18 protein-coding genes are annotated in these 21,967 nt (G+C 55.2%); 9 read left to right on the forward strand and 9 right to left on the reverse strand.

Annotated features, from left to right (window positions below; translation table 11 throughout):
• Window positions 1-33 precede the first annotated feature (33 nt).
• Genes ACT3RQ_RS08725 through ACT3RQ_RS08735 form a run of 3 tightly spaced genes read left to right on the forward strand, consistent with a single transcriptional unit; the run spans window position 34 to window position 2,515 of the window.
• On the forward strand, window positions 34-1,026 hold the full coding sequence (locus ACT3RQ_RS08725; RefSeq protein ID WP_444680333.1) for a 2-dehydro-3-deoxygalactonokinase: 993 nt from the start codon (window positions 34-36) through the stop codon (window positions 1,024-1,026).
• A complete protein-coding gene (locus ACT3RQ_RS08730) occupies window positions 1,023-1,631 on the forward strand; it encodes a 2-dehydro-3-deoxy-6-phosphogalactonate aldolase (RefSeq protein ID WP_444680334.1) in 609 nt (202 codons plus the stop codon). Before ACT3RQ_RS08725 ends, ACT3RQ_RS08730 begins: the two co-directional genes overlap by 4 nt.
• On the forward strand, window positions 1,631-2,515 hold the full coding sequence (locus tag ACT3RQ_RS08735; protein WP_444680335.1) for an SMP-30/gluconolactonase/LRE family protein: 885 nt from the start codon (window positions 1,631-1,633) through the stop codon (window positions 2,513-2,515). Before ACT3RQ_RS08730 ends, ACT3RQ_RS08735 begins: the two co-directional genes overlap by 1 nt.
• 124 nt (window positions 2,516-2,639) lie before the next feature.
• Here the strand turns inward: ACT3RQ_RS08735 and ACT3RQ_RS08740 are convergent, their stop codons facing one another.
• The 8 genes from ACT3RQ_RS08740 to gap all read right to left on the reverse strand — a co-directional run bounded on the left by ACT3RQ_RS08740 (window position 2,640) and on the right by gap (window position 10,620).
• A complete protein-coding gene (locus ACT3RQ_RS08740) occupies window positions 2,640-4,235 on the reverse strand; it encodes a solute:sodium symporter family transporter (RefSeq protein ID WP_444631309.1) in 1,596 nt (531 codons plus the stop codon).
• Window positions 4,236-4,515: 280 nt separating this feature from the next.
• Window positions 4,516-5,178 (reverse strand): bifunctional 4-hydroxy-2-oxoglutarate aldolase/2-dehydro-3-deoxy-phosphogluconate aldolase, encoded by a 663-nt coding sequence (locus tag ACT3RQ_RS08745; protein ID WP_172118281.1) that lies wholly within the window; start codon window positions 5,176-5,178, stop codon window positions 4,516-4,518.
• 34 nt (window positions 5,179-5,212) lie between these two features.
• The gene (pgl, locus tag ACT3RQ_RS08750; protein WP_441679274.1) at window positions 5,213-5,878 is read right to left on the reverse strand and encodes a 6-phosphogluconolactonase; all 666 of its coding nucleotides are present in this window, start codon (window positions 5,876-5,878) and stop codon (window positions 5,213-5,215) included.
• Window position 5,879: 1 nt separating this feature from the next.
• Window positions 5,880-7,385 (reverse strand): glucose-6-phosphate dehydrogenase, encoded by a 1,506-nt coding sequence (zwf, locus tag ACT3RQ_RS08755; protein ID WP_444680336.1) that lies wholly within the window; start codon window positions 7,383-7,385, stop codon window positions 5,880-5,882.
• Window positions 7,386-7,778: 393 nt separating this feature from the next.
• Complete coding sequence (locus ACT3RQ_RS08760; protein ID WP_444640579.1) at window positions 7,779-8,219, reverse strand: anti-sigma factor; 441 nt, start codon at window positions 8,217-8,219, stop codon at window positions 7,779-7,781.
• A gap of 19 nt (window positions 8,220-8,238) precedes the next feature.
• Window positions 8,239-8,802: a sigma-70 family RNA polymerase sigma factor gene (locus ACT3RQ_RS08765; RefSeq protein ID WP_444640581.1), complete on the reverse strand. Its 564-nt coding sequence runs from the start codon at window positions 8,800-8,802 to the stop codon at window positions 8,239-8,241.
• Window positions 8,803-8,914: 112 nt separating this feature from the next.
• Window positions 8,915-9,436 (reverse strand): DUF3455 domain-containing protein, encoded by a 522-nt coding sequence (locus tag ACT3RQ_RS08770; protein ID WP_444680337.1) that lies wholly within the window; start codon window positions 9,434-9,436, stop codon window positions 8,915-8,917.
• A 179-nt stretch (window positions 9,437-9,615) separates the two neighbouring features.
• Window positions 9,616-10,620, reverse strand: coding sequence for a type I glyceraldehyde-3-phosphate dehydrogenase (gene gap / locus ACT3RQ_RS08775; RefSeq protein ID WP_444680338.1), 1,005 nt, complete (start codon window positions 10,618-10,620; stop codon window positions 9,616-9,618).
• Window positions 10,621-10,874: 254 nt separating this feature from the next.
• Here gap and pyk point away from each other — a divergent pair, with 254 nt between their 5' ends.
• Window positions 10,875-12,353 carry a pyruvate kinase gene (pyk, locus tag ACT3RQ_RS08780; RefSeq protein ID WP_444680339.1) on the forward strand — a complete coding sequence of 493 codons (1,479 nt, stop codon included), beginning with the start codon at window positions 10,875-10,877 and terminating at the stop codon, window positions 12,351-12,353.
• Window positions 12,354-12,356: 3 nt separating this feature from the next.
• Window positions 12,357-12,830 carry a methylglyoxal synthase gene (locus ACT3RQ_RS08785; RefSeq protein ID WP_444640587.1) on the forward strand — a complete coding sequence of 158 codons (474 nt, stop codon included), beginning with the start codon at window positions 12,357-12,359 and terminating at the stop codon, window positions 12,828-12,830.
• An 18-nt stretch (window positions 12,831-12,848) separates the two neighbouring features.
• Here ACT3RQ_RS08785 and cra read toward each other — a convergent pair whose 3' ends face one another.
• On the reverse strand, window positions 12,849-13,829 hold the full coding sequence (gene cra / locus ACT3RQ_RS08790) for a catabolite repressor/activator (RefSeq protein ID WP_444640589.1): 981 nt from the start codon (window positions 13,827-13,829) through the stop codon (window positions 12,849-12,851).
• Window positions 13,830-14,037: 208 nt separating this feature from the next.
• Here cra and ptsP point away from each other — a divergent pair, with 208 nt between their 5' ends.
• The 4 genes from ptsP to pgi all read left to right on the forward strand — a co-directional run bounded on the left by ptsP (window position 14,038) and on the right by pgi (window position 21,514).
• Entirely contained in the window at window positions 14,038-16,932 is a 2,895-nt protein-coding gene (gene ptsP / locus ACT3RQ_RS08795) for a phosphoenolpyruvate--protein phosphotransferase (RefSeq protein WP_444640591.1), read from the forward strand.
• Entirely contained in the window at window positions 16,932-17,900 is a 969-nt protein-coding gene (pfkB, locus tag ACT3RQ_RS08800; RefSeq protein ID WP_444640593.1) for a 1-phosphofructokinase, read from the forward strand. Before ptsP ends, pfkB begins: the two co-directional genes overlap by 1 nt.
• Window positions 17,897-19,636, forward strand: a complete 1,740-nt coding sequence (locus ACT3RQ_RS08805; protein WP_444680340.1) for a PTS fructose-like transporter subunit IIB — start codon at window positions 17,897-17,899, stop codon at window positions 19,634-19,636. Before pfkB ends, ACT3RQ_RS08805 begins: the two co-directional genes overlap by 4 nt.
• A 213-nt stretch (window positions 19,637-19,849) precedes the next feature.
• On the forward strand, window positions 19,850-21,514 hold the full coding sequence (pgi, locus tag ACT3RQ_RS08810; protein WP_444680341.1) for a glucose-6-phosphate isomerase: 1,665 nt from the start codon (window positions 19,850-19,852) through the stop codon (window positions 21,512-21,514).
• Window positions 21,515-21,967 lie beyond the last annotated feature (453 nt).

Below are 21,967 nucleotides of genomic sequence, written 5' to 3' on the forward strand. Positions count from 1 at the left end.
TGGAGAACCTTATTCGTGGGGAGATATCGTCACATGCGTACCGATTCTGATGCGTTACCGCAAACGCTCGCCTGGATCGCGGTAGACTGGGGCTCAAGCAACCTGCGTGCTTGGGGGCTCGATAAGCAAGACCAGGTGATCGCCAACGCCAGCAGCGATAAGGGCATGCTTTCGCTCACGCCAGATGAATACGAGGCTGAGCTGTTGCGCCTGGTGGGCGATTGGCTACCTGCCGCCGGCCAAATAGCGGTAATGGTGTGCGGCATGGCAGGCGCTCGACAAGGCTGGCTGGAAGCCGCTTACTTGCCGGTGCCTATCTCGCTTGACCAGCTTAGCCATGGCGCGGTGATGCCTCGGCTGGTAGGTGGCCAGCTGCGTGTGCATCTGCTGCCCGGTCTGAGCCAAACCCACAGCGCGGCTCAGCATTTTGATGTCATGCGCGGAGAAGAGACCCAGCTTGCTGGCCTGGCGGCCGAAGCGCCCGATTTTTCAGGCCGGGTCTGCCTGCCGGGCACCCACTCCAAATGGGCGAGCATTGAGTCAGGCGCGGTAATACAGTTCACCACCTATCTAACAGGCGAGCTTTATCAACTGCTGGCGACTCAGTCGGTTCTAAAGCACTCCATTGGCAGCGATGCGCTAAACGAGCCCGCCTGCCGTGATGCGTTCATCGCCGCCGTCAGCGAGATAAGCGCAGCCCCAGAGACATTTAGCAGCCGCCTGTTCGGCCTGCGGGCGCAGGATTTACTGGATAGCCGCCTGCCCATGGGTAACACCCGGGCAAGCGTGCTCTCGGCACGGCTTTCTGGCCTTGCGATTGGCCTTGAGCTAGCGGGCGCCTGCCAATCATTATCCACCGCTGAAACGGTTACCTTGATTGGTAATCCAGCGCTTTGTCATCGTTACCATTTGGCCCTTAATGCGCTCGGCTTTCAGACCCATCACGTTGAGGGCGACACCGCCGTACTGGCAGGTCTTCGACTCGCCCACCAGGCGCTAACAAATAATGCAGAGAGAGCTCTATGACGTTACCCCTGATCGGAATTTTGCGAGGCGTAACGCCCGATGACGTTATCGACGTTGCTGATGCGGTGCTTAACGCAGGCATCACCCAGATTGAAGTGCCACTTAACTCGCCGGAGCCACTAGAGAGCATTCGCCGCTTAGTCAACGCTTTTGGCGAGCAGGCGGTCATTGGCGCGGGCACCGTGCTTACCCCCGCACAAGTGCGAGACGTTCATGCCGCTGGTGGGCGTTTAATTGTCTCGCCTAATTGTCGCCCCAGCGTGATTGAAGAAACGCACCGTCTTGAGATGGCGAGCTGGCCAGGCATTGTTACCCCTTCCGAAGCATTCGATGCACTTGACGCTGGCGCGACAGGGCTTAAGCTTTTTCCTGCCGTTCAGGTCGGGCTGGAAGGTATGAAAGCCGTACGCGCCGTACTGCCTGAAGGCACTCGTTTGTACGCCGTAGGCGGTGTTGGAATCGATAACTTCGCCGCTTGGCGAGCAGCCGGTGTAGATGGTGCTGGCCTGGGCAGCGCACTTTATAAACCCGGGCAAAGCGCCAAGGCGGTTGCCCAGCAGGCGATTGCGTTAGTTAACGCCTGGAAAAAAGCCGGAGAAGAGTAATGTCATTACCCACATGGCAGGCAACTGTCGCAGTAGATAGTGGCTGCCTGCTTGGAGAAGGCCCGCAGTGGCAAGTCAGCAGCGGACGGCTTTACTGGTGCGATATTATTGGCAAGCGCTTGCACTGGCTCTCTCACACCAGCCAGCAGCATGATCATGTAGCGCTAGACGATATGGTTTCTCTGGCCGCGCCGCTTGAGGATGGCCGCCTGCTACTAGTGGGTGAGCGCTCATTGAGCCACTTCGACCCTGAAAGCGGCAACATTACCCACTTTGCCGATGTTGAAGCCGATAACCCTGTTACGCGCAGCAATGACGCACGTGTGGACAGGCATGGCAGCCTGTGGTTTTCAAGCATGGGAAAACAGGCTGAGCACCAGGCGGGCAGCCTCTACCGACTGCATCGCGGCACGCTTAGCCAACTGCGTACCGGGCTTAGCATTCCTAATGCGCTGTGCTTTTCACCCGATGGCACCACCGCTTACTTTACGGATACACCAACCGGCGTTGTGATGCGCTGGGCGCTGGATGACCAAGGCTGGCCGCTCGGAGAACCCGAGCCTTTTGCGGATTTTTCCGGTCATATTGGCAGCCCCGACGGCGCCGTGATGGATAGCCAGGGCTGCCTATGGCTAGCGCTTTGGGGTGCTGGCGAGGTTGTGCGCTTAAACGCTGACGGTGAGACTATTGGCCGAGTGCACCTATCAGCCAGCCAACCCTCTTGCCCGGTGTTTGCAGGCCCAGAGCTTAAAACGCTGTATATCACGACGGCTCAAGAGGGTTTCACTTCAGAGCAGCTTGCCAAAGAGCCGAACGCTGGCGCGCTATTTTCCGTGCAAATCGACATAGCCGGGCTCGCCGAACCGCCGCTACGGCTTGCATAAATTCAACAACAGCCGCTAAAACGATAAGGCCCCGCTAGTTGATACTAACGGGGCCTTTCTGTTACTGGGCTATTGATGACAGCGCTATTGCTAACAGCGCTAGCTTTCAGCGCCTAATCGACAATCATCCAGCAAAGCTTATATAAATAATGATCACTAAAATGATCAACGCGACACCAGAGGGTAGTGCACCTTTCCAGGGCGTTAAATCAACACCGCCGACATGCTCCTGTACCCAGTCCGTTTCGCGCGGACGTAGCTTGCCAACCACCAGCATCATCACCACTAACAAGGCAAACACCAATGCGACGAAGTGGAACTCATTCATAATCTCAGGCAAGAGATTAAATGGCGGCACAAAGTAACCAGCAGCGATCAATAAACAGCCGCCCACCAGCGCTATTTTGGCGGCCATGGGAGGTACCCGTTTAGTCAGTAGCCCCACCAACACAACAGCCAGAATAGGAATAAAGTAAATGGCGTTCATCTTCTGCAGGTAGCCGAATAGACTATCCTGCCCGGCCAGCAGTGGCGCGATAATCATGGTAATAATCGCCATGATCCAACCAAAGATCTTGCCCGATTTAACAACCTCCTGCTCAGTAGCGTCTTTATTCAGCACGCCTTTATAAATACCCAAGCTGAAAATGGTGGTGGTACTGTTAAGCGCGGAGTTAAACGAGGACAGAATCGCCCCGACCATAACCGCCGCAAAGAAACCCGTTAAATAAGGCGGTAGAACGTTAAACACTAAGTGCCCATAGGCTTCATCAGCCTGCACACCCTGATCAGCATACAGGTTATAGGCAATAATACCTGGTAGCACGAGATACAGCGGGCCAAGCAGTTTAAAAAGCCCTGTCAGCAGCACACCCTTTTGGCCTTCGGCCAGGTTTTTGGCGGCAAGCGTTCGCTGGATAATCTGCTGATTCGTGCTCCAATAAAACAAGTTAATCAGAAAGACCCCGGTAAACAGCGTGAAGAACGGCACCTGCTGCTCTGAGCCACCAATCGAGTTGAGCTTATCCGGGTCGCTCTGCTTAAGAATGCTCCAGCCTTCCATGATGCCCGTACCGCCACTCACCGCTTGAAGGCCAAAATAGACGACCACAAAACCGCCCACTAACAGCCCAATACCGTTCAGCGTGTCGGAAACGGCAACCGTACGTAGCCCGCCAAATAGGGCATAGATCGCACCGATAATGCCCACAATCCATACGGTTAGCCAAAGCAGTGTGCTTGATGACTGAATACCGGTTAGTCCTTGCAGGTCCAGCATCCCCTGCAAGCCAATCGCACCAGAATAGAGAATGATCGGCAGCAAAATAACGGCATAGGCAATAAGGAAAATAACGTTGGTGATCAGCTGGGTGCCTTTATCAAAGCGGATTTCCAGCAATTGCGGCAGTGTAGTAATACCGCTTTTTAAAAAGCGCGGCAGGAAAAACAGCGCCAGCGCGACCAACGCGATAACTGCAACGACTTCCCATGCCATAACGCTTAGCCCATCGGCAAACGCAGCCCCGTTTAGGCCTACCATCTGCTCAGTGGAGAGGTTGGTCATTAGCAACGAACCCGCAATCAGCGGGAAGGTCAGCGAGCGCCCTGCCAGGAAATAACCAGTGGTACTGGAGTGATCATCCCGGCGTGTGATACGCCACGTAATAAAAGCGACCAGCCCTGTAAAAAACAGGAAAGACGCCAGGGTCAGCATATGCATGTTGGCTTGCTCCATTATTTAGTCATCGTGTTGTACATGCGCAGTGCGAATAAATGTCTGACATATTTCCGCAGAGATTCTAACGGAGCGATGGATTAACGTTTATCCCCCTTTGGTCTTACCTAACGTGTTATTTTGCATAAAAAACCGGGCAACATGACGTTGCCCGGTGATTGGACAGGAAGACCTTTAGAAATCGCCTAGACCTGTGGATAGCCCTTGAAATAGTCTTTGCAATAGCCCTTGAAATAGCTTTGGGCGTACCAATCCAGGCGCTCCATTAATGATGAAAACGTTCGGCGGCTTCCTGAGCTAATTTGCGAATGCCTTCCCAATCTTCGGCTTCAACCAACCTGGCGGGCGTGAGCCAGGAGCCACCTACGCACATGACGTTGGGCAGTGACAGGTAGGATGCCGCATTCTCGACCGTGATGCCGCCCGTGGGGCAAAATTTCGCGCCAGGGATCGGAGCACCAAAGGCCTTGAGTGCTTTAACGCCACCGCTGGACTCCGCCGGGAAGAACTTGAAGCGGCGATAACCGAACTGCCAGCCGGTCATCAGCTCGGATATGGTCGAAACGCCCGGCAGCATGGGTACTGAGCTTTCGATACCGTAACGATAAAGTGCCTCGGTCGTGCCCGGCGTTACGACAAAATCAGCACCTACTTCTTCGGCCTGGCGATATTGAGCAGGGGTGAGTACGGTACCCACACCAATGCTTGCTCCGGGTAACGCTTCACGCATGCGCTTAATGGCTTCCAACGCACAGTCGGTACGCAGGGTGACTTCGAGAACTGTTAAACCGCCCTCTACCAGGGCCTTTCCAAGCGGCACGGCATCTTCAAGGCGATCAATGGTGATCACCGGAATCACTTCCGCTTTAAGGCAAATGCTGTCAAGTTCAGCGGTGCGCGTTGAAGGTAACTGTTTATCTATCGACATCGTAAGTCTCCGGAAATCTATTATTAATTGATTGTTAAGGTGCCCAGTAAATAGCCAAGGGGCATGACAAAAAGGCACGTATTGGCAGTTGCCGCACATCATCGCCGTTCAAGGCATTGGCCAGTACGGCACGCTTATCGTCACCGGTAATATGTAAAATATGCCGATGTGCCTGGTGTAGCCGGGAAGCTGAAAAGGTAATCCGCGGCTGTGGCTGGCTGGGGGTTCTTACCGCGACCAACGGCTCATCCGTAGAAAGCGCTAACCCGAGTTCCTGGCTATCCGGGAACAGCGAGGCTGTATGGCCATCCCCGCCCATACCAAGTATCACCACGCTGGCTGGCCAGCTAAGCGATGCGGTCTGTTCGGCTACCGCCGCGACGCCCTCTTCCGGCGTTGAAGCTTCTGCGGTTAGGGGCACGAAACGCGCCGCAGCGGCAGCGCCTTGCAGCAGGTTTTCACGCACCAGCCTGGCGTTGCTGTCGCTGCTTTGTTCATCCACCCAGCGCTCATCTGCCAGCGTGATATCGATACGCGACCAGGCTAGCGGCTTGGCAGCCAGGGCTTTAAAAAAAGGCACCGGGGTCGAGCCACCGGACACGACCAGAAGCACGCGCTCCTGGCGGTCTAGATCTTCACTCAAGGCCTGCGCGACCGCTTCGGCTAGCTGTTCCGCCAGCTTTTGACGTTGTTGGCTCATGTTAATAATCCTCGTACCAGCTGCGGCCATCCTGGGTAATCATCGCAATGGAGGCAACCGGCCCCCAGGAGCCCGCCGGATAACGCCTCGGTGGGGTTTCACGACTCTGCCAACCAGCAATTAACTGATCGCACCAGCGCCAAGCGTGCTCCACCTCATCACGGCGTACAAACAGATACTGCTGGCCCTTCATGACTTCAAGCAAGAGGCGCTCATAAGCATCGGGAATACGTGATTTAGGGAAGGCACTATTAAAATCAAGATGTAAGGGCCCTGGGCGCAAACGCATGCCTTTATCCAGGCCACTGTCTTTGGTAAGTACTTGTAGGGCAATTCCCTCTTCCGGCTGAAGGCGAATAATTAACTTGTTGGAAGCAATATCGCGCTGGTCCGGATCAAAGATATAGTGCGGCTGCTGGCGGAAATGGATCACAATTTGCGAAAGCTTTTCGGGCATCCGCTTACCGGTGCGAAGATAAAAAGGCACACCCGCCCAACGCCAGTTAGACACCTCGGTTTTCATCGCAACAAAGGTTTCCGTCTGGCTCTGGGTATTAGCGCCCTCTTCCTCCAGGTAACCAGGCACCGCTTGGCCATCGCTGGTGCCGGCAATATATTGCCCGCGTACCACATCGCGCCCTAGCGCCTCCCCTGTAAAAGGTTTCAGCGCTTTCAACACTTTTACCTTTTCATCACGAATGGCATCCGCATCCAGGTTAGAGGGCGGGTCCATGGCGATCAGACATAACAGCTGCAGCAGGTGGTTCTGCACCATGTCACGCAGTTGGCCTGCATCATCAAAATAGCCCCAACGCCCCTCAATACCGACCTTTTCGGCCACGGTAATCTCAACGTGGGAAATATGATTCTGGTTCCACTGAGTGCCGAAGAGCGGATTGGCAAAGCGCAGCGCAATCAGGTTCTGAACCGTTTCTTTACCCAAGTAGTGGTCAATGCGGTATACCCGTGACTCAGGAAATACAGCACCAATGGCATTGTTGATCTGTTCAGACGATGTCAGATCGTAGCCAATCGGTTTTTCAACAACGACGCGGGAGTCTTCGTCCAGACTTCCACTGGCCTGAAGATGGTGACAAATATCGCCATAAATACGCGCGGCAACAGAAAGGTACACCACCATCGGTTGTTTTGAGCCTTCTCGCCATTCGCGAATGGCTTCAAAGCCCCCTGCTGTTGAAAAGTCGAGCTGACGATAATCCAGACGATTTAGAAAGCGCTCAAAGCTTGAGTCCTCTAGCTCGCTGCTTTTGAGCCGTTTACGCAATGCGCCGCCAACCAGCTGCCTGAACGACGCCACATCATGCTCCTGACGCGCCAGCCCCATAATGCGGGTGCTTTCAGGCATCAGGCCTTCACGGTCAAGATGATATAAAGCAGGAAACAGCTTGCGCATGGCGAGGTCGCCCAACGCCCCGAAAAGCGCTAGATCAATGGCATGGTCACGTTCACCTAATGGGGCGCCTGGGGAGGCATATGACTGGCTCATCTCTGCTCCTATTTATTATCCACGACCATCTACGTGGTTAGATTACCTAAAATTTATCTAAAAAAAGGCATCATGCGCAATATTTAATGTAATTTTACTACAATAAAATATTTTTGGAGCGGTTCGACGCGCTTTTATTTCGCTATAAACACACTCTACGTGCTTGATAGCACCTGCCGCTACCACTGGATACCCCCACTGATGCCGCCACCCGATGGAGAATGAACTCTAAAGCCCGGGGCGCTTGGGCTGGGTTTGATCGCCGCCCTGTCGGGTGCTGTTATCGCGGTGGCTCACGCGAGGCCGGGGCTTGGAGATGCTGCCCAATAATTGATAGGTAGCGGCATGCTGATGGGCGCAGGCTTTCGCCGGAGCCCCATCACGCAGTTCTTATTAAATCTCCACTGCCCGGCCAATGAACTCGATAGGGCCGGTGGGCAGGCCTGTTGCCGAGCCTGTTTCTTCTTCCAGGGTTAGCTCGAACAGCTGATTATCTTGAAGAGGCGGCAGCTCGTTCAGATTGACGTTAATGGGCTCACCCGGGGTTACCAAACCCAATGATACCGGTGCTTGCCAATCGTCCGCTTTGGTCCAAAACTCCAGCGCCTTACCTTCTGGTACTTCAAACGTGCCCAGCGGTATCAGTTGAATGCTTTGCCGTGTGGAAGCTTGAACCACCCAGCCAGCCGACTGATTTTGCGGCGCCATGAGCACCACCATGTATTCGGGAGTTGTTGGTACTGGGGTATCAGTGGCGAGCAAAACGCCCATCACCAATGCCGCCGCAAGCCCAAGCCCGGCAGCACCACGCCAAACAGGCAAACTGTTGATCACTGACCTGCGTGGGTACGGGTCATGCCATACACTCCCGCAGGCGAAGCAGGCTGCGCTTAATCCAGGCTTTCACCGTGCCGAGTGGCGCACCCGTGTGGGCGGCAATTTCCGCATGGCTTAGGCCGTCCACATAGGCGTGGAGTACGCAGTTGCGCCGTTCTGTTTCAAGCTGTTCGAGGCATTCATCCATGCGCTGGCCTGTTTGCCAGTCATAGGCCTCCTCAGCAGGTGACGCCAGTTGGAACGCTTCATCATACTCCCACTCGGCGGGGTCATTATGATCGACATTGGTTTCACGCCCCCGGTAGCGAATCGCGTTAAGGGCAAGATGCCGTGCGATACTAAAAATCCATGTCTGGGGCGACCCCTTGGTAGGGTCAAAGCTATCGGCACGCTGCCAGATATTCAGGCAGGCATCGTGGACAATATCTTCGGCCATGCCACGATCCTTGACGATTCGAATCACAACTCCTAATAGTGCGGCGCCCTCGTGCAAATAGAGCTGGTGAAGAGCGTCCTGGTCACCGCGGGCACAACGTGCAAGCACGGCAACATGGTCAAATTCGCTGGTTACGTCTGTCACACCTGGGCTCCCTGGTGACGCGTCAATTCCACTTGTCGCACATCCAGACAGCATAGCCGCCAAGGGCATAACAAACGAGCCCTTGGCGTAACTTGAATTAACCTGTTACTGCTTATTCAGCCTTCCAGAAAACATAGTCAGCCTGGTAAGTAACGACTGCAGTAGCGCCGTCGTGGTCGCTATTACAAGCAACATCTGGCGCCACGCCACCTTCAGTATTCAAGCGCTGGATGTAGCTAACATCCTTCATCGCGCCTTCACCTTCAGCAGGGTTGGCCTCTACCAGTTGTAGAGGAATATTGTCGTCACCGTTGGGTGCGGTCGCTAATTGGGTGCCAGTGATTTTAGAGCCATCCAGTGCTTCCCATGTAGCGGGGGGGCCGTAGTAGCTACCTACCTGGCTACCATCGGTAGCATTTAGCGCGGCATGAGGACCTTTAAAGACCCACGCCATATCGCCGGAATCATTGATTTCACACATATAGGTAATCGCGCCCACACCTATAGTTTCAAGTGCTACGGTATTACCGTCCGGAACCTGGACATCCGCTGGCGTTTCGGCCAAAGCGGCATGACTGAAGGATGCGATCAGCGCTGCGCCTAGTGCGGTACGCGTGAAATGATGAATGGTCATTTTCAGTCTCCTTGAGGATTATTATCAACCGCCGTAAATGGTGGCTGTATAGGGGATACACGCGAGAAGACGTTTTGGATGCAGTCCTATTAAAAAAAAGATTCTTTTTATTAAAAATAAAGGCCGAAAATAAATTTTCGGCCTTTAAATCAAACATTAACAGCGCACTTCAAAAATAACTATTTTGCGGTTGCCTGCATCGCAATGGCGGTATCCAGCATACGGTTGGAGAAACCCCACTCGTTGTCGTACCACGCCATTACTTTTACCAAGCGACCATTCACACGGGTGTGATTGGCATCAAACGTTGATGAATGCGCATCATGGTTAAAGTCGATGGATACCAGCGGCTGAGCATTGACAGCCAGTACGCTCGAGTTGGCAGCGGCCTTTTCGAGGATCTGGTTGATCTCTTCCTTGCTGGTATCGCGCCCTGCGTTAAAGGTTAGATCCACCAGCGACACGTTAATCACCGGTACGCGCACGGCCAGCCCATCCAGTTTACCTTCCAGCTCAGGCAGAACCAAACCCACCGCAGCTGCGGCTCCGGTTTTGGTCGGGATCATGGAGTGAGTGGCGCTGCGTGCGCGGTACGGGTCGGTATGATAAACATCCGAAAGATTCTGGTCATTGGTATAGGCGTGAACGGTCGTCATCAGGCCGTTTTCGATACCTATAGTGTCGTTCAGCGCTTTGGCGACCGGTGCCAGGCAGTTAGTCGTGCAGGAGGCATTGGAGACAACCTTATGCTCAGCAGTCAGCACGTCATCATTAACACCGACAACAATCGTTGCATCCGCATCCGGGCTGGGTGCCGAAATCAGTACTCGTTTAGCGCCCGCTTCCAAATGCTTGGCAGCGGCTTCACGTTTGGTAAACAGCCCCGTGCACTCCATGACCAAATCGATATTCATGGATGCCCAAGGGAGGCTGGCAGGGTCGCGCTCGGAAGAGATCGCAATCCGGTCGCCGTCAACGCTGATACTTTCTGCGTCGTGCTCTACAGTGAAGGGGAAATGCCCATGCACCGTATCGTGGCGTAGTAAATGCGAATTTAGCGAAGGATCGCCAAGGTCATTAATCGCCACTACCTGAATTTTGTCACGGTAATCGTTTTCATACAGGGCGCGTAAGACGTTACGGCCGATCCGTCCAAACCCATTAATAGCAACTCTGATCGTCATGCTGACACCTCATGCTCGGTGGTGGATGGCTTCATTCAAGTAAAAAAATTACCAAAAAGACACGCAAAAGCGTTTTAAAAAGAACAAAATCGCTTACAACGCTGCTTTACTGGCTATTGAATAACCTATTTGTAGTAAAATTACTATATTATCACTATGGTCGTCTACACTTCACGCCGACAATTAAGCAGTCACCTTGCCGTCTGACAACACTGGTTTTTTGCTTTTTTTTAATATTTAAGGAGAGCCTGCTCATGAGCCTATCGAATTCACCTTTGCCGCTTCGCCGTACCAAAATTGTTGCCACACTAGGCCCTGCCAGCGACCAGCCAAGTATTCTTGAGGCGATGATCACGGCAGGCGTCGATGTCGTTCGACTTAACTTCTCCCACGGCTCTGCCGATGATCATCGCCGACGCCTACAGGATGTTCGCGATATCGCCCAGCGCTTAGGTAAATGTGTTGCTGCACTAGGCGATTTACAAGGTCCTAAAATTCGCATCGCGCGTTTTGCTGAAGGCCCTATTCATTTATCAGTAGGCGAAGCGTTTATTCTAGACATGGCGCTGGATACCAATGCGGGCAACAGTGAACGCGTTGGTTGTGACTACCCATCACTTATTGATGATGTAGCCCCCGGCGACCGGTTACTGCTGGATGACGGCCGCGTTGTTCTGGATGTGACCTCCATTGCGGGCCAGGAAATACACACGAGTGTTCATGTGGGTGGCAAGCTCTCCAACAACAAGGGCATCAACAAACAGGGCGGTGGCCTTTCTGCTCCCGCCTTAACCGACAAAGACAAGGCCGATTTAAAAACGGCAGTGGAAATCGGCGTGGATTATCTGGCGGTCTCCTTTCCGCGTTCAGCAGACGATATGCGGGAAGCACGCGCACTGCTGGGCGAAGAAGGCAAAGAGATTGGCCTGGTCGCCAAGCTGGAGCGTGCCGAGGCAGTGGCGGATGATGAAACGCTGGACGGCATCATTATTGCCTCTGAAGCCGTTATGGTGGCGCGTGGCGACCTGGGTGTAGAAATTGGTGATGAAGCACTCATAGGCACCCAAAAGCGCATCATCAAACATGCCCGCTCGCTTAACCGCGCCGTGATTACCGCCACCCAAATGATGGAGTCGATGATCGAATCCCCGCTGCCCACACGCGCCGAGGTGTTCGATGTGGCCAATGCGGTGCTGGATGCGACCGACGCCGTTATGCTTTCAGCAGAAACGGCAGCCGGTGAATTTCCGGTAGAAACCGTTGAAGCCATGGACCGCGTTTGCTTAGGCGCCGAGCGCGAGCGGCTGGCACAGTCGTCTGGCCACCGCATGCATGAAGGCTTTGAGCGCATGGATGAAACCATCGCCCTTTCGGCCATGTACGCCGCGAACCATTTAACCGGCGTTAGCGCGATTGCCTGCATGACATCGACCGGTTACACACCGCTGATTGCCTCGCGCATTCGTTCTGGCCTGCCAATTGTTGGCCTGGCGCATAGTCCCGTTGCCCAGCGCCGCATGGCACTTTACCGTGGCGTGGTATCGCTCCCCTTCAACACCACCCAAATGGAGCCCACTGAAGTAAACCAGCAGGCGCTGAAATTGCTTAAAGCCTATGGCCTGGCGCGCCCGGGTGGGCATATTATTCTGACTCGCGGCGATCATATGAACGCTCATGGCGGCACCAACACCATGAAGATTATCGCTATTGAGCAGGAAACATCAGGAGAATAAACAATGAACGATGCCCGACCGCCTCGCCAAGCGCTACGTACCTTACCCGCTCAAAAGCGTATTGCGCTTATCGCCCACGATGGCAAAAAGAGTGAACTACTGGAGTGGGCGGAACGTTGGCAGGAGACGCTGCGCCAGCATCACTTAATGGGTACGGGCACCACCGCAGGCCGGTTAACTCAGCAACTGGGCTTGACCGTTGAAGGATTAATGAGCGGGCCGCTAGGCGGCGACCAGCAGATAGGCGCACGCATCGCCGAGCAAGAGCTCGATATATTGGTGTTCTTCTGGGACCCGTTTGCGCCACAGCCCCACGACCCCGATGTTAAAGCACTGCTACGCCTTGCCACGCTGTGGAATGTACCTGTCGCCAACAACGCAGCCAGCGCGGACTTCCTGCTCTCATCGCCCTATCTAAGTGAGCGCTACGATATGTCGATACCCGATGCTAACGCTTGGGCCAGCGCCAGGGTTTAACTTAAGGATTTAGCGCCCTTACCCACGCTGAAAAAGATGCCGCTTAACGACCTGCTGCCCGACGCCCCCCTGGCCTCGGGCAGCTTTTAGCGCACTGTTAAGCGTCAATTCTGCTATCCGATCATAATCCTGGTGCACCGAATTAATCGGCTGAGGCAAAAAATCCAGCAGGCGGTGATCACCAAAAGTGGCAAGCCGGATATGCCTGGAAAGCCCTCCACGTTCTAAAAACGCATCTAAAACGCCCTCCATCAAGGTATACGATGCGGTCACCAGTGCATCCAGCCCCTTGGGCTCGCTAAGCAGCTGTTGGGCAAGTTCCATCGCCTCACTACGCTCGTAGCGCTCAGCACTCAAATACACTTCCTCGATGTCGCGATCTTTTAACGCGGCCTCAAAACCGGCCCGGCGCTCACGACTAATAGACAGCTCAGGCATGGCATCAAGCCAGGCAACTCGCCGCGTATCCTGGTTAAGTACCGAGAGCGTTAAACGCTCAGCGGCGTCGTGATCATCACTAACGACACTGGAAAAGTAGTGGCTATCCAGCCCTCGGTCCATGCCCACCACGGCCCAGCCGTCACTCACCAATTCCCTATAAAATGGGTCAACGTCGGCCAGGCAGCTGGCAGTAATCAGTACTTCACAGCGCTGAGCGCGCAGGGCAAGCGCCAGAGCGCGCTCACTTTCGGCACAGTCATCCGAGCTTACAATCAGCAGCCGATATCCTTGCTCGCGCGCACCACGCTCCAAGCGCTTCGCCAAGCGTGCATAGCTGATATTTTCAAGGTCAGGCACGATTAAACCAATCAGCCGACTGGCACCTCGGCGCAGCGCCGCCGCCTGTGGATCAATCTGATATTGATGCTCACGAACAACGCTCATGACCTTTTCAATCGTGGCGGTACTGATACGACGCTGTTCAGCCTGCCCATTAATGACATAACTGGCTGTGGTGCGTGAAACACCTGCAAGCCGCGCAATATCGGCTAATGTCATGTTTTTTCTCCTTATAAGCCTGCAAAGTGTAACAGCGCCTTGACGAGACCCCCACCAAAGTCTAAAAACACACCCCTTGCGCCTTTAGCTGAATCGTTTCAGCATTATCATCATAGACGGTAGGCATCGATCAATACCGTTACTCGGCATTTGTGTCCTTTACGTCGCCGTCGAGCCGTTACCGGACTCGTCCTTATAGGAGAATTGCATGCTCACACTCGGTCCTAATGACATCTTGCTTGACCGCCACGCCAACAATTGGCAAGCGGCGCTGGATGAGGCCGCCCGGGTACTGGCTGACGCGGGGCTGGTTGATCCTGCCTATCGCGAGGGCCTGCATGCCCGTGAGGCGCAGTCATCTACCTATCTGGGTAATGCTATCGCCATTCCCCACGGCACGCCCGAAAGCCGCCAGCATGTTAAGCGGACTGGCGTTCGAGTACTGCAATTTCCAGAAGGCATCGAATGGCACGATGGCAACCGCGTCTATGTACTGGTGACGATTGCCGCACAAAATGATGAACATTTGGATATTTTGCGCGCCCTAACGCACGTACTGGACCGTGACGGCGTTGCTGAAGCGCTTGCCACAGCCCGCTCCACCGAGGACGTCGCTCGCCTGCTGTCTAAACCTGCCCCCGCGCCCAGACTGGATAGCGACACGCTTTGCCTGCAGTTTCCCGCACAGAGTGTTCAGGAACTGGCCCTGGCAGCGGCCGCCCGCTTACGCCAAAGTGGCTGCGTAGATAACCACTTTATTGCCGATATTGCGGCGAAACCGCCGGTTTGGCTGGGCGACGGTTTTTGGCTTGCCAGCAGCGCCAGCGGCGTCCAACAGCCTGCGCTGGGCGTGGCGACACCGGTCGAAGCACACATGGAAGAGAACGGCCATGCTGTTCACGGCCTGTTTTGCCTGGCAGCACAGGGAAGCGCGCACACCTCCCTGTTGGAGCAACTTCAGAAGGTGCTCGAAAACACCCCAAGCCGCGCGTTACTAAAGGCAGATGCCGCCCAAGTGCTGGCTCAGCTTGCAGGTGAAACAGCCAATACGCATACCCAGCGCGTGCGGGTATTAAATCCCCACGGCCTGCACGCCCGTCCGGCTAAACAGTTGGTGCAGGTAGCTCGAGCACAGGCCGTTGCGATTAACGTTCGCCTGGAAGAAGGCAGCCCCGCCAGCGTTTCCGCAGCGAGCCTGACCAAAGTCATCGGCTTGGGCGCACGCCGTGGCCAGTGGCTGGTACTTTCTGGCGAAGGCAGTGAAGCGCCACAGGCACTGGCCAACGTCGCGGATGCAATTGAAGGCGGCTTGGGTGAAAAGGTAGCGCCTTTTGACAGCGGCCGAGAGCAGCTGGCGACCCACCCTGCTCACGAGGAAACCGTTACGCCTTTGACAGCCGATACACCGCATACGGCGATTGCGGCCTCCCCCGGGCTTGCGATTGCGCCGGTGTTTGTTATTCGCCCTCAGCACTTTGATTACCCGGAACAGGCTGACAATCCCGACCGCGAACTGACCCGGCTGCACAATGCCATCCAGGAGGGCATTGCCCAGCTGGAAGCCCTGGTGCGCAATGCGCCGGGTGGCGAAGTGGCCGATATCCTCTCCATGCATGAAGAGATGCTGGATGACCCCGAGCTGCACCGCGCCGCCGAAGATGCCATTCGTGAAGGCCGTTCAGCAGAGGCGGCCTGGTGGGAAGCGATTGAAACCGCCGCCCACGCGCAAGAAATGCTTGCCGACCGCCTGCTTGCTGAGCGTGCCGCCGACCTGCGTGATGTGGGTCGCCGCGTGCTGAGTGTTTTGTGCGACACCCAACTTCCCGAGCCACCCAACCACCCCTACATTCTGGTGATGGACGATATCGGTCCTTCCGACGTAGCGCGCCTGGATACCTCCCGCGTGCGCGGTCTTTTGACCGAGCGTGGCGGCGCCACTGCCCACAGCGCTATTTTGGCCCGTGCGCTGGGCATACCCGCGGTGGTGGGCGCCGGCAAAGCGGTAATGGCCTTAGCCAATGCCAGCATGATGATTCTTGATGGTGAAAGAGGCCGCGTCATTCCTTCGCCTTCTGAGCAGCGCTTACGCCGCGCCGAGCAGCAGTTGCTTGATTTACAGACGCGTGAAGCCGATGCTTGGGAGCGGCGTTATGAACGCGCCCAAACCCGCGACGGCCACTACGTGGAGGTGGCTGCTAACCTGGGCAACACCGCTCATGCAGAAGATGCGGTTGAACGTGGTGCCGAGGGCGTTGGCCTGCTGCGCACTGAGTTCCTGTTTATGGCCCACTCAAGCGCCCCCGACCTTGCCACGCAAACCGCCGAGTATCGGCAGGCCATCGACGCCCTGAACGGCCGCCCGCTAGTGGCGCGCACCCTGGATGTGGGTGGCGACAAGCCCCTGCCCTACTGGCCAGTCCCCCAGGAAGACAACCCGTTTTTGGGTCTGCGTGGCATTCGCCTGGCGTTAACCGAGCCCGGCGTACTCGAAACCCAACTGCGCGCGCTTCTAATAGCAGCCGCCCCGGTAGCGGGTTCAGAAGAGACGCCCAGGCCGCTGCGGATTATGCTGCCAATGGTCAAGGACGTGGCTGAATTTCACGCCGCCAAAGCCATTTTTGACCGTTTGCTTGCGGAAATTCCCGCGGATGAGCGCGCAAACGACGTGCAGCTAGGCGTGATGATCGAGATCCCTTCCAGCGCATTGCTGGCACCAACGCTTGCCGCCGAGGTGGACTTCTTCTCGGTTGGCACCAACGACTTAACCCAGTACACGCTGGCGATTGACCGCGGTCATCCAGAGCTCTCTGCCCAGGCAGATGGCCTACACCCGGCGGTTCTGCGTTTGATCCAGATGACCGTTGACGCCGCTCATGCCCAAGGCAAATGGGTCGGCGTTTGCGGTGAGCTGGCCTCGGATACGGCGGCTATTCCCGTATTGGTTGGGTTAGGCGTTGATGAGCTTTCAGTTAGCGCCCGGCAAATTCCGCTGGTGAAAGCTCGCCTGCGTGAGTTCGATCTGGCCGATGCCCAAGCCAGTGCGCAACTGGCCCTAAGCCAGGCGACCAGCGCCGCTGTGCGCGACGCGCTGGAGGCACACTAATGGCCCGGGTTATTACCGTTACGCTCAACCCGGCGCTGGATTTGGCGTTTGATCTTGAAGAGTTAACGCTGGGCACGGTTAACCGCCCCAGGAACGCGCAGCTGGAAGCCGCGGGCAAAGGCGTTAACGTTGCACGAGTGCTGGCCTCGCTGGGCCATCACGTGGTGGTGAGCGGATTTCTCGGGCGCGATAACGATGGCCCCTTCCAACGGGCGTTTACCCAGCTGGGCGTTACGGATGCCTTTGTCCGCGTGCCGGGGGAAACCCGTATTAATGCCAAGCTGGCGGAAAAAAGCGGCCGGGTGACCGACATTAACGGCCCCGGTATCGGCGTAGACGCCACGCAAGTCGCCGCGCTTCTGAACCGCATTAAACAGCAGCTAAACGCTGAGCCTGCCGATGCCATTCTTGTGGCAGGTAGCCTACCCCCTGGCTTAAGCCTGACAAGTTTTGCCACGTTGCTGACTGAGCTAAAAGCCACCGGCGTGCCGTTATGGGTGGATACCAGTGGCGACGCCCTGCTGTGCGCTATTGAGGTAACCCCCGAAGCCGTTAAACCCAATGAATTGGAACTTGCCCACTGGGCCGGTGAGGCACTGGATGATCACGCCAAGCGAGTAAGCGCCACCTGCCGCCTTTATCAGGCAGGTATTGGCCAAGCGCTACTTTCTGCCGGGGCCGACGGCGTTATTTGGGTAAACGCCAAGGGCACCTGGCAGTCAACGCCGCCCCGCGTTCAGGCAGCCAATACCGTGGGTGCCGGCGATACCTTTGTGGCTGGCATGCTCCACGGCGTGCTCAGCCAGCAAAGTGACGAAGAAACACTGCGTTTTGCCACGGCACTTTCCGCCGAATCTGTTCGCCATGTTGGCGTGGGCAATGCCCACGCGGACGACTTTGCCGTACTCCTACAACATACTCAGGTCCAGCGCCTGCACGCCAGCCGCACCGAGGGAACGTCACAATGAATATTATTCTAATTACCGCCTGCCCCAGCGGCATGGCAACGACTTTTTTGGCTGCCCGACGCCTTGAACAAGCCGCTCAGCGCTTGGGTTGGAAAGTCCATGTAGAAATGCACGGAGAACTGGCACCGGTCGAGACCGCCAATGCCGAACAAATTGCCCATGCCGATTTAATTGTCGTAGCCGCCGAGCATGTACCCGCACCGGAGCGATTTGAAGGCAAACGCCTTTACCAGGCACCGATTGCTCAAGCGCTGCCTGACCCGGACGCGTTTTTAACCACCGCTAAACGCGAAGCGCCATTATATAGCGCCCCGGTTGCTACCCCTCAAACAAAAGCGCCAGCCGCTGCAGGCGGCCAAACCATTGTGGCCGTTACCGCCTGCCCCACCGGTGTTGCTCACACCTTTATGGCCGCAGAAGCGCTGGCTGAGGCGGGCAACGCCATGGGCCACTCAATTCGAGTGGAAACCCAAGGCTCAGTCGGCGCCCAGGACAAGCTAACGGAAGACGAAATCGCCGCCGCCGACGTTGTCATTCTGGCCTGCGATATTGAAGTTGATCCAACGCGTTTTTCCGGTAAACGCGTGTACCGCACCTCGACCAGTACGGCGCTTAAAAAATCCCAGGCAACGATTGAAAACGCCCTAACCCAGGCCAGTGTGGAAAGTGCAGGCACGGCTAATACGGCTTCAAACGATGGCAAAAGCCTGAAAGAGAAAGGCGTGTATAAACACCTGCTCACCGGCGTGTCGTTTATGCTGCCCATGGTAGTGGCGGGCGGGCTACTAATCGCCCTGTCGTTTATGTTCGGCATCGAGGCGTTCGAGCAGGAAGGCACCCTGGCCGCTGCGTTAATGCAGATTGGCGGCGGCACCGCGTTTGCGTTGATGATTCCGGTATTAGCAGGCTATATCGCTTACTCAATTGCCGACCGCCCTGGTATTGCGCCGGGTATGATTGGCGGCATGCTGGCGGCGGACATTGGCTCGGGGTTTATTGGCGGTATTCTGGCAGGCTTTCTAGCCGGTTACGTAGCCCTTGCGGTCACTCGCCATGTGAAGCTGCCTTCGAGCATCGAGTCACTTAAGCCCATCCTGATTATTCCGCTGATCGCGAGCCTTGTGACAGGCCTGGTCATGATTTACATCGTGGGCGAACCGGTTGCCGCGCTGCTTAATGCGTTAACCAACTTCCTGGCGTCGATGGACTCCACCAATGCTGTATTACTGGGTATTTTGCTGGGCACCATGATGTGCTTTGACTTGGGCGGCCCGGTTAACAAGGCGGCCTACACCTTTGGTGTGGGCCTCTTGGCCTCAGGTACCTACGGCCCCATGGCCGCGATTATGGCGGCAGGCATGGTACCGGCCATTGGCATGGGTATCGCAAGCTTCGTGGCACGCAATAAGTTCTCCGAGCCGGAACGTGAAGCCGGCAAGGCTTCGTTCGTACTGGGGTTGTGCTTTATTAGTGAAGGCGCGATTCCGTTCGCGGCCAAAGATCCGCTGCGCGTTATTCCCGCTTGTATCGCTGGGGGCGCCGTTACGGGTGCACTTTCGATGCTGGTGGGTGCCCAATTAATGGCCCCGCACGGGGGTATTTTCGTCCTGCTGATTCCTAATGCAATCACCCCGCCACTGCTCTACCTGGGCGCCATTGTGGCAGGCTCACTCATCACTGGCCTGAGCTACGCCTTTATTAAACGCGGCGCCGCTCAAGTGGCCGTCGCCAGCTAAGTGTTAGCTCAACACGAGCAGGCGCAATGCCTGCTCGTGTTGAGCCCTGTATAAAAGCTGCTGACGTCATTGCTGTTTTATTACCTGTTTTATCGCCACGCTCAACGGATAGTTGCCCTTATCGCTTTTTTATGTAGTATTTTTACATAATCGATATCACCGCCATTTACCCCAGTTAATATTTGCTACTCAACAACAACGGACACGCGCTCTATGTTTCAACTCACCCGTAGCGTTACGGGGCAGGCGCTTGAACGCCTGCGCGACAAAACCCATAACGACCGCATCCGGGACTACTTCACTAACGACCCGAAGCGCTTTGAGAAGATGAACCTCAAGGTAGGCGGCCTGTTTCTGGACTATTCAAAGCATCATGTTTCCGACGAAGTGCTCGCCAAACTGATAGAGCTTGCTGACCATTCCGCGCTGGTGCAGCGCCGGGCACAAATGTTTTCTGGCGATATTATCAACGTTACCGAAAACCGTCCGGTACTACATACCGCACTGCGTAACCTTAGTGATGAACCGGTGTACGTCGATGGCGAAGACGTCATGCCGGAAATTACCCGCACCCGCGAACAGATCAAACAGTTTTCTGAAACGGTACGCAGCGGCGAATGGAAAGGTTACAGCGGCCAGCCGATCAAGGATGTCGTTAATATCGGGATTGGCGGCTCGGACCTTGGCCCTAACATGGCGGTGCGCGCGCTGCTTAAATATCGCCACCCAGAGATGCACTTTCACTTTGTATCCAACGTGGACGGCACGCATATCCAGAAGGTGCTTTCGCGCCTGGACCCGGCCACCACGCTGTTTATCGTCTCGACCAAAACGTTCTCCACCCAGGAAACGCTGCTCAATGCAAAAACAGCGCGGCGCTGGTTCCTGGAGAACGCCGGAAGCGACGCGGATGTAGGTGCCCACTTTGTAGCCGCTTCTACCAACCGCAAAGCGGCTATGGAATTCGGCATTCGTGAAGAGAACGTGTTCGAGTTCTGGGCGTGGGTGGGTGGGCGCTACTCCATGTGGTCCTCAATCGGCTTACCGATTGCGTTATCTATCGGTTTTGAAGGGTTTATTGAGCTGCTGGAAGGTGCCCACGAGATGGACCGCCACTTTATTGAGGCGCCTTTCTCCGAGAACATGCCGGTACTCATGGCACTTATCGGCATCTGGTATATCAATTTTATTGGCGCAGAAACCCAAGCCATCGTGCCTTACGACCAGGCACTTAACCAGCTGCCCTCCTTCCTGCAACAGCTGGATATGGAGTCCAACGGCAAATCGGTGGATATTTTCGGCCACCCGGTCAACTATAAAACCGGCCCGATTGTATGGGGGCAAACCGGCTCCAATGGTCAACACGCCTTCTTCCAGCTGCTGCACCAGGGCACGCGTTACGTACCTATCGACTTTATCGCCTCGCTCAAGCCGGAGCCTGGCATGGAAGACCACCACTTTGCGCTATTAACCAACATGCTCGCCCAGGCCAACGCTTTTATGGAAGGCAGTCAGGGCGACGGTAAAGAGTTAAGCCAGCACGACCCCTACAGCTGTCCCGGCAACCGTCCATCCAGTACATTACTGTTGGATGAACTCACTCCCCGCAATCTCGGCGCGCTAATCGCACTCTACGAGCACAAGGTCTTTGTTCAAGGCGTGATCTGGAACATCAACTCGTTTGATCAATGGGGTGTTCAGCTAGGCAAGCGCATTGCCGGTGAAATCAGCGAACGCATCGACACTAACGCAGCCGACTTTGATGCCTCGACCCAAGGGTTGTTAGAGTTGGTGCGGGCGCATTTTCCGGGTGGTGGTGCTGCTAAAGATAATAGCCAAGCTGAAAGTAGTAAAAAGGCGGCCAAGAAGAAGGATTGATTGATAAAGCCGTTTTAAATTCTTAAATATTGCTATTAAAAATGCCTTGGTAAAAGCCCAAGGCATTTTTTATTACTTCAACCCTATATTAGAACTGTTTAAATCTGATAAGCAGCATAGTGTCCTAACAATGGTTACAGAGCGTGAAGCACACAGACCACTTCGCGCTTTCTCCTGATTCTACTAAATATCGGGCATAAGCATAAATTTTAAAAGCCCACACCTAAATAAAAGGCTAAAAAATTTTAGCTGAAACCATGAGCTCATAGAATCATAAACACACATCTATTATGCTTGCGCCTTCTTATAGTTGATGTTTATTCGTATATTTTTTTATTTCTTTTTTCCAACGCTGTTTCTAAAACATCAAATACAGCTTTAAAACGTGGTACCCAATCTAAGTTATCCGCCTCCTCAGCCTTACTCTTAAGATAATTTCGAAGCTGCTCTTTA

The sequence above is a fragment of the Halomonas sp. AOP43-D1-4 genome, from assembly GCF_052446175.1.
Classification (GTDB): domain Bacteria; phylum Pseudomonadota; class Gammaproteobacteria; order Pseudomonadales; family Halomonadaceae; genus Vreelandella; species Vreelandella citrativorans.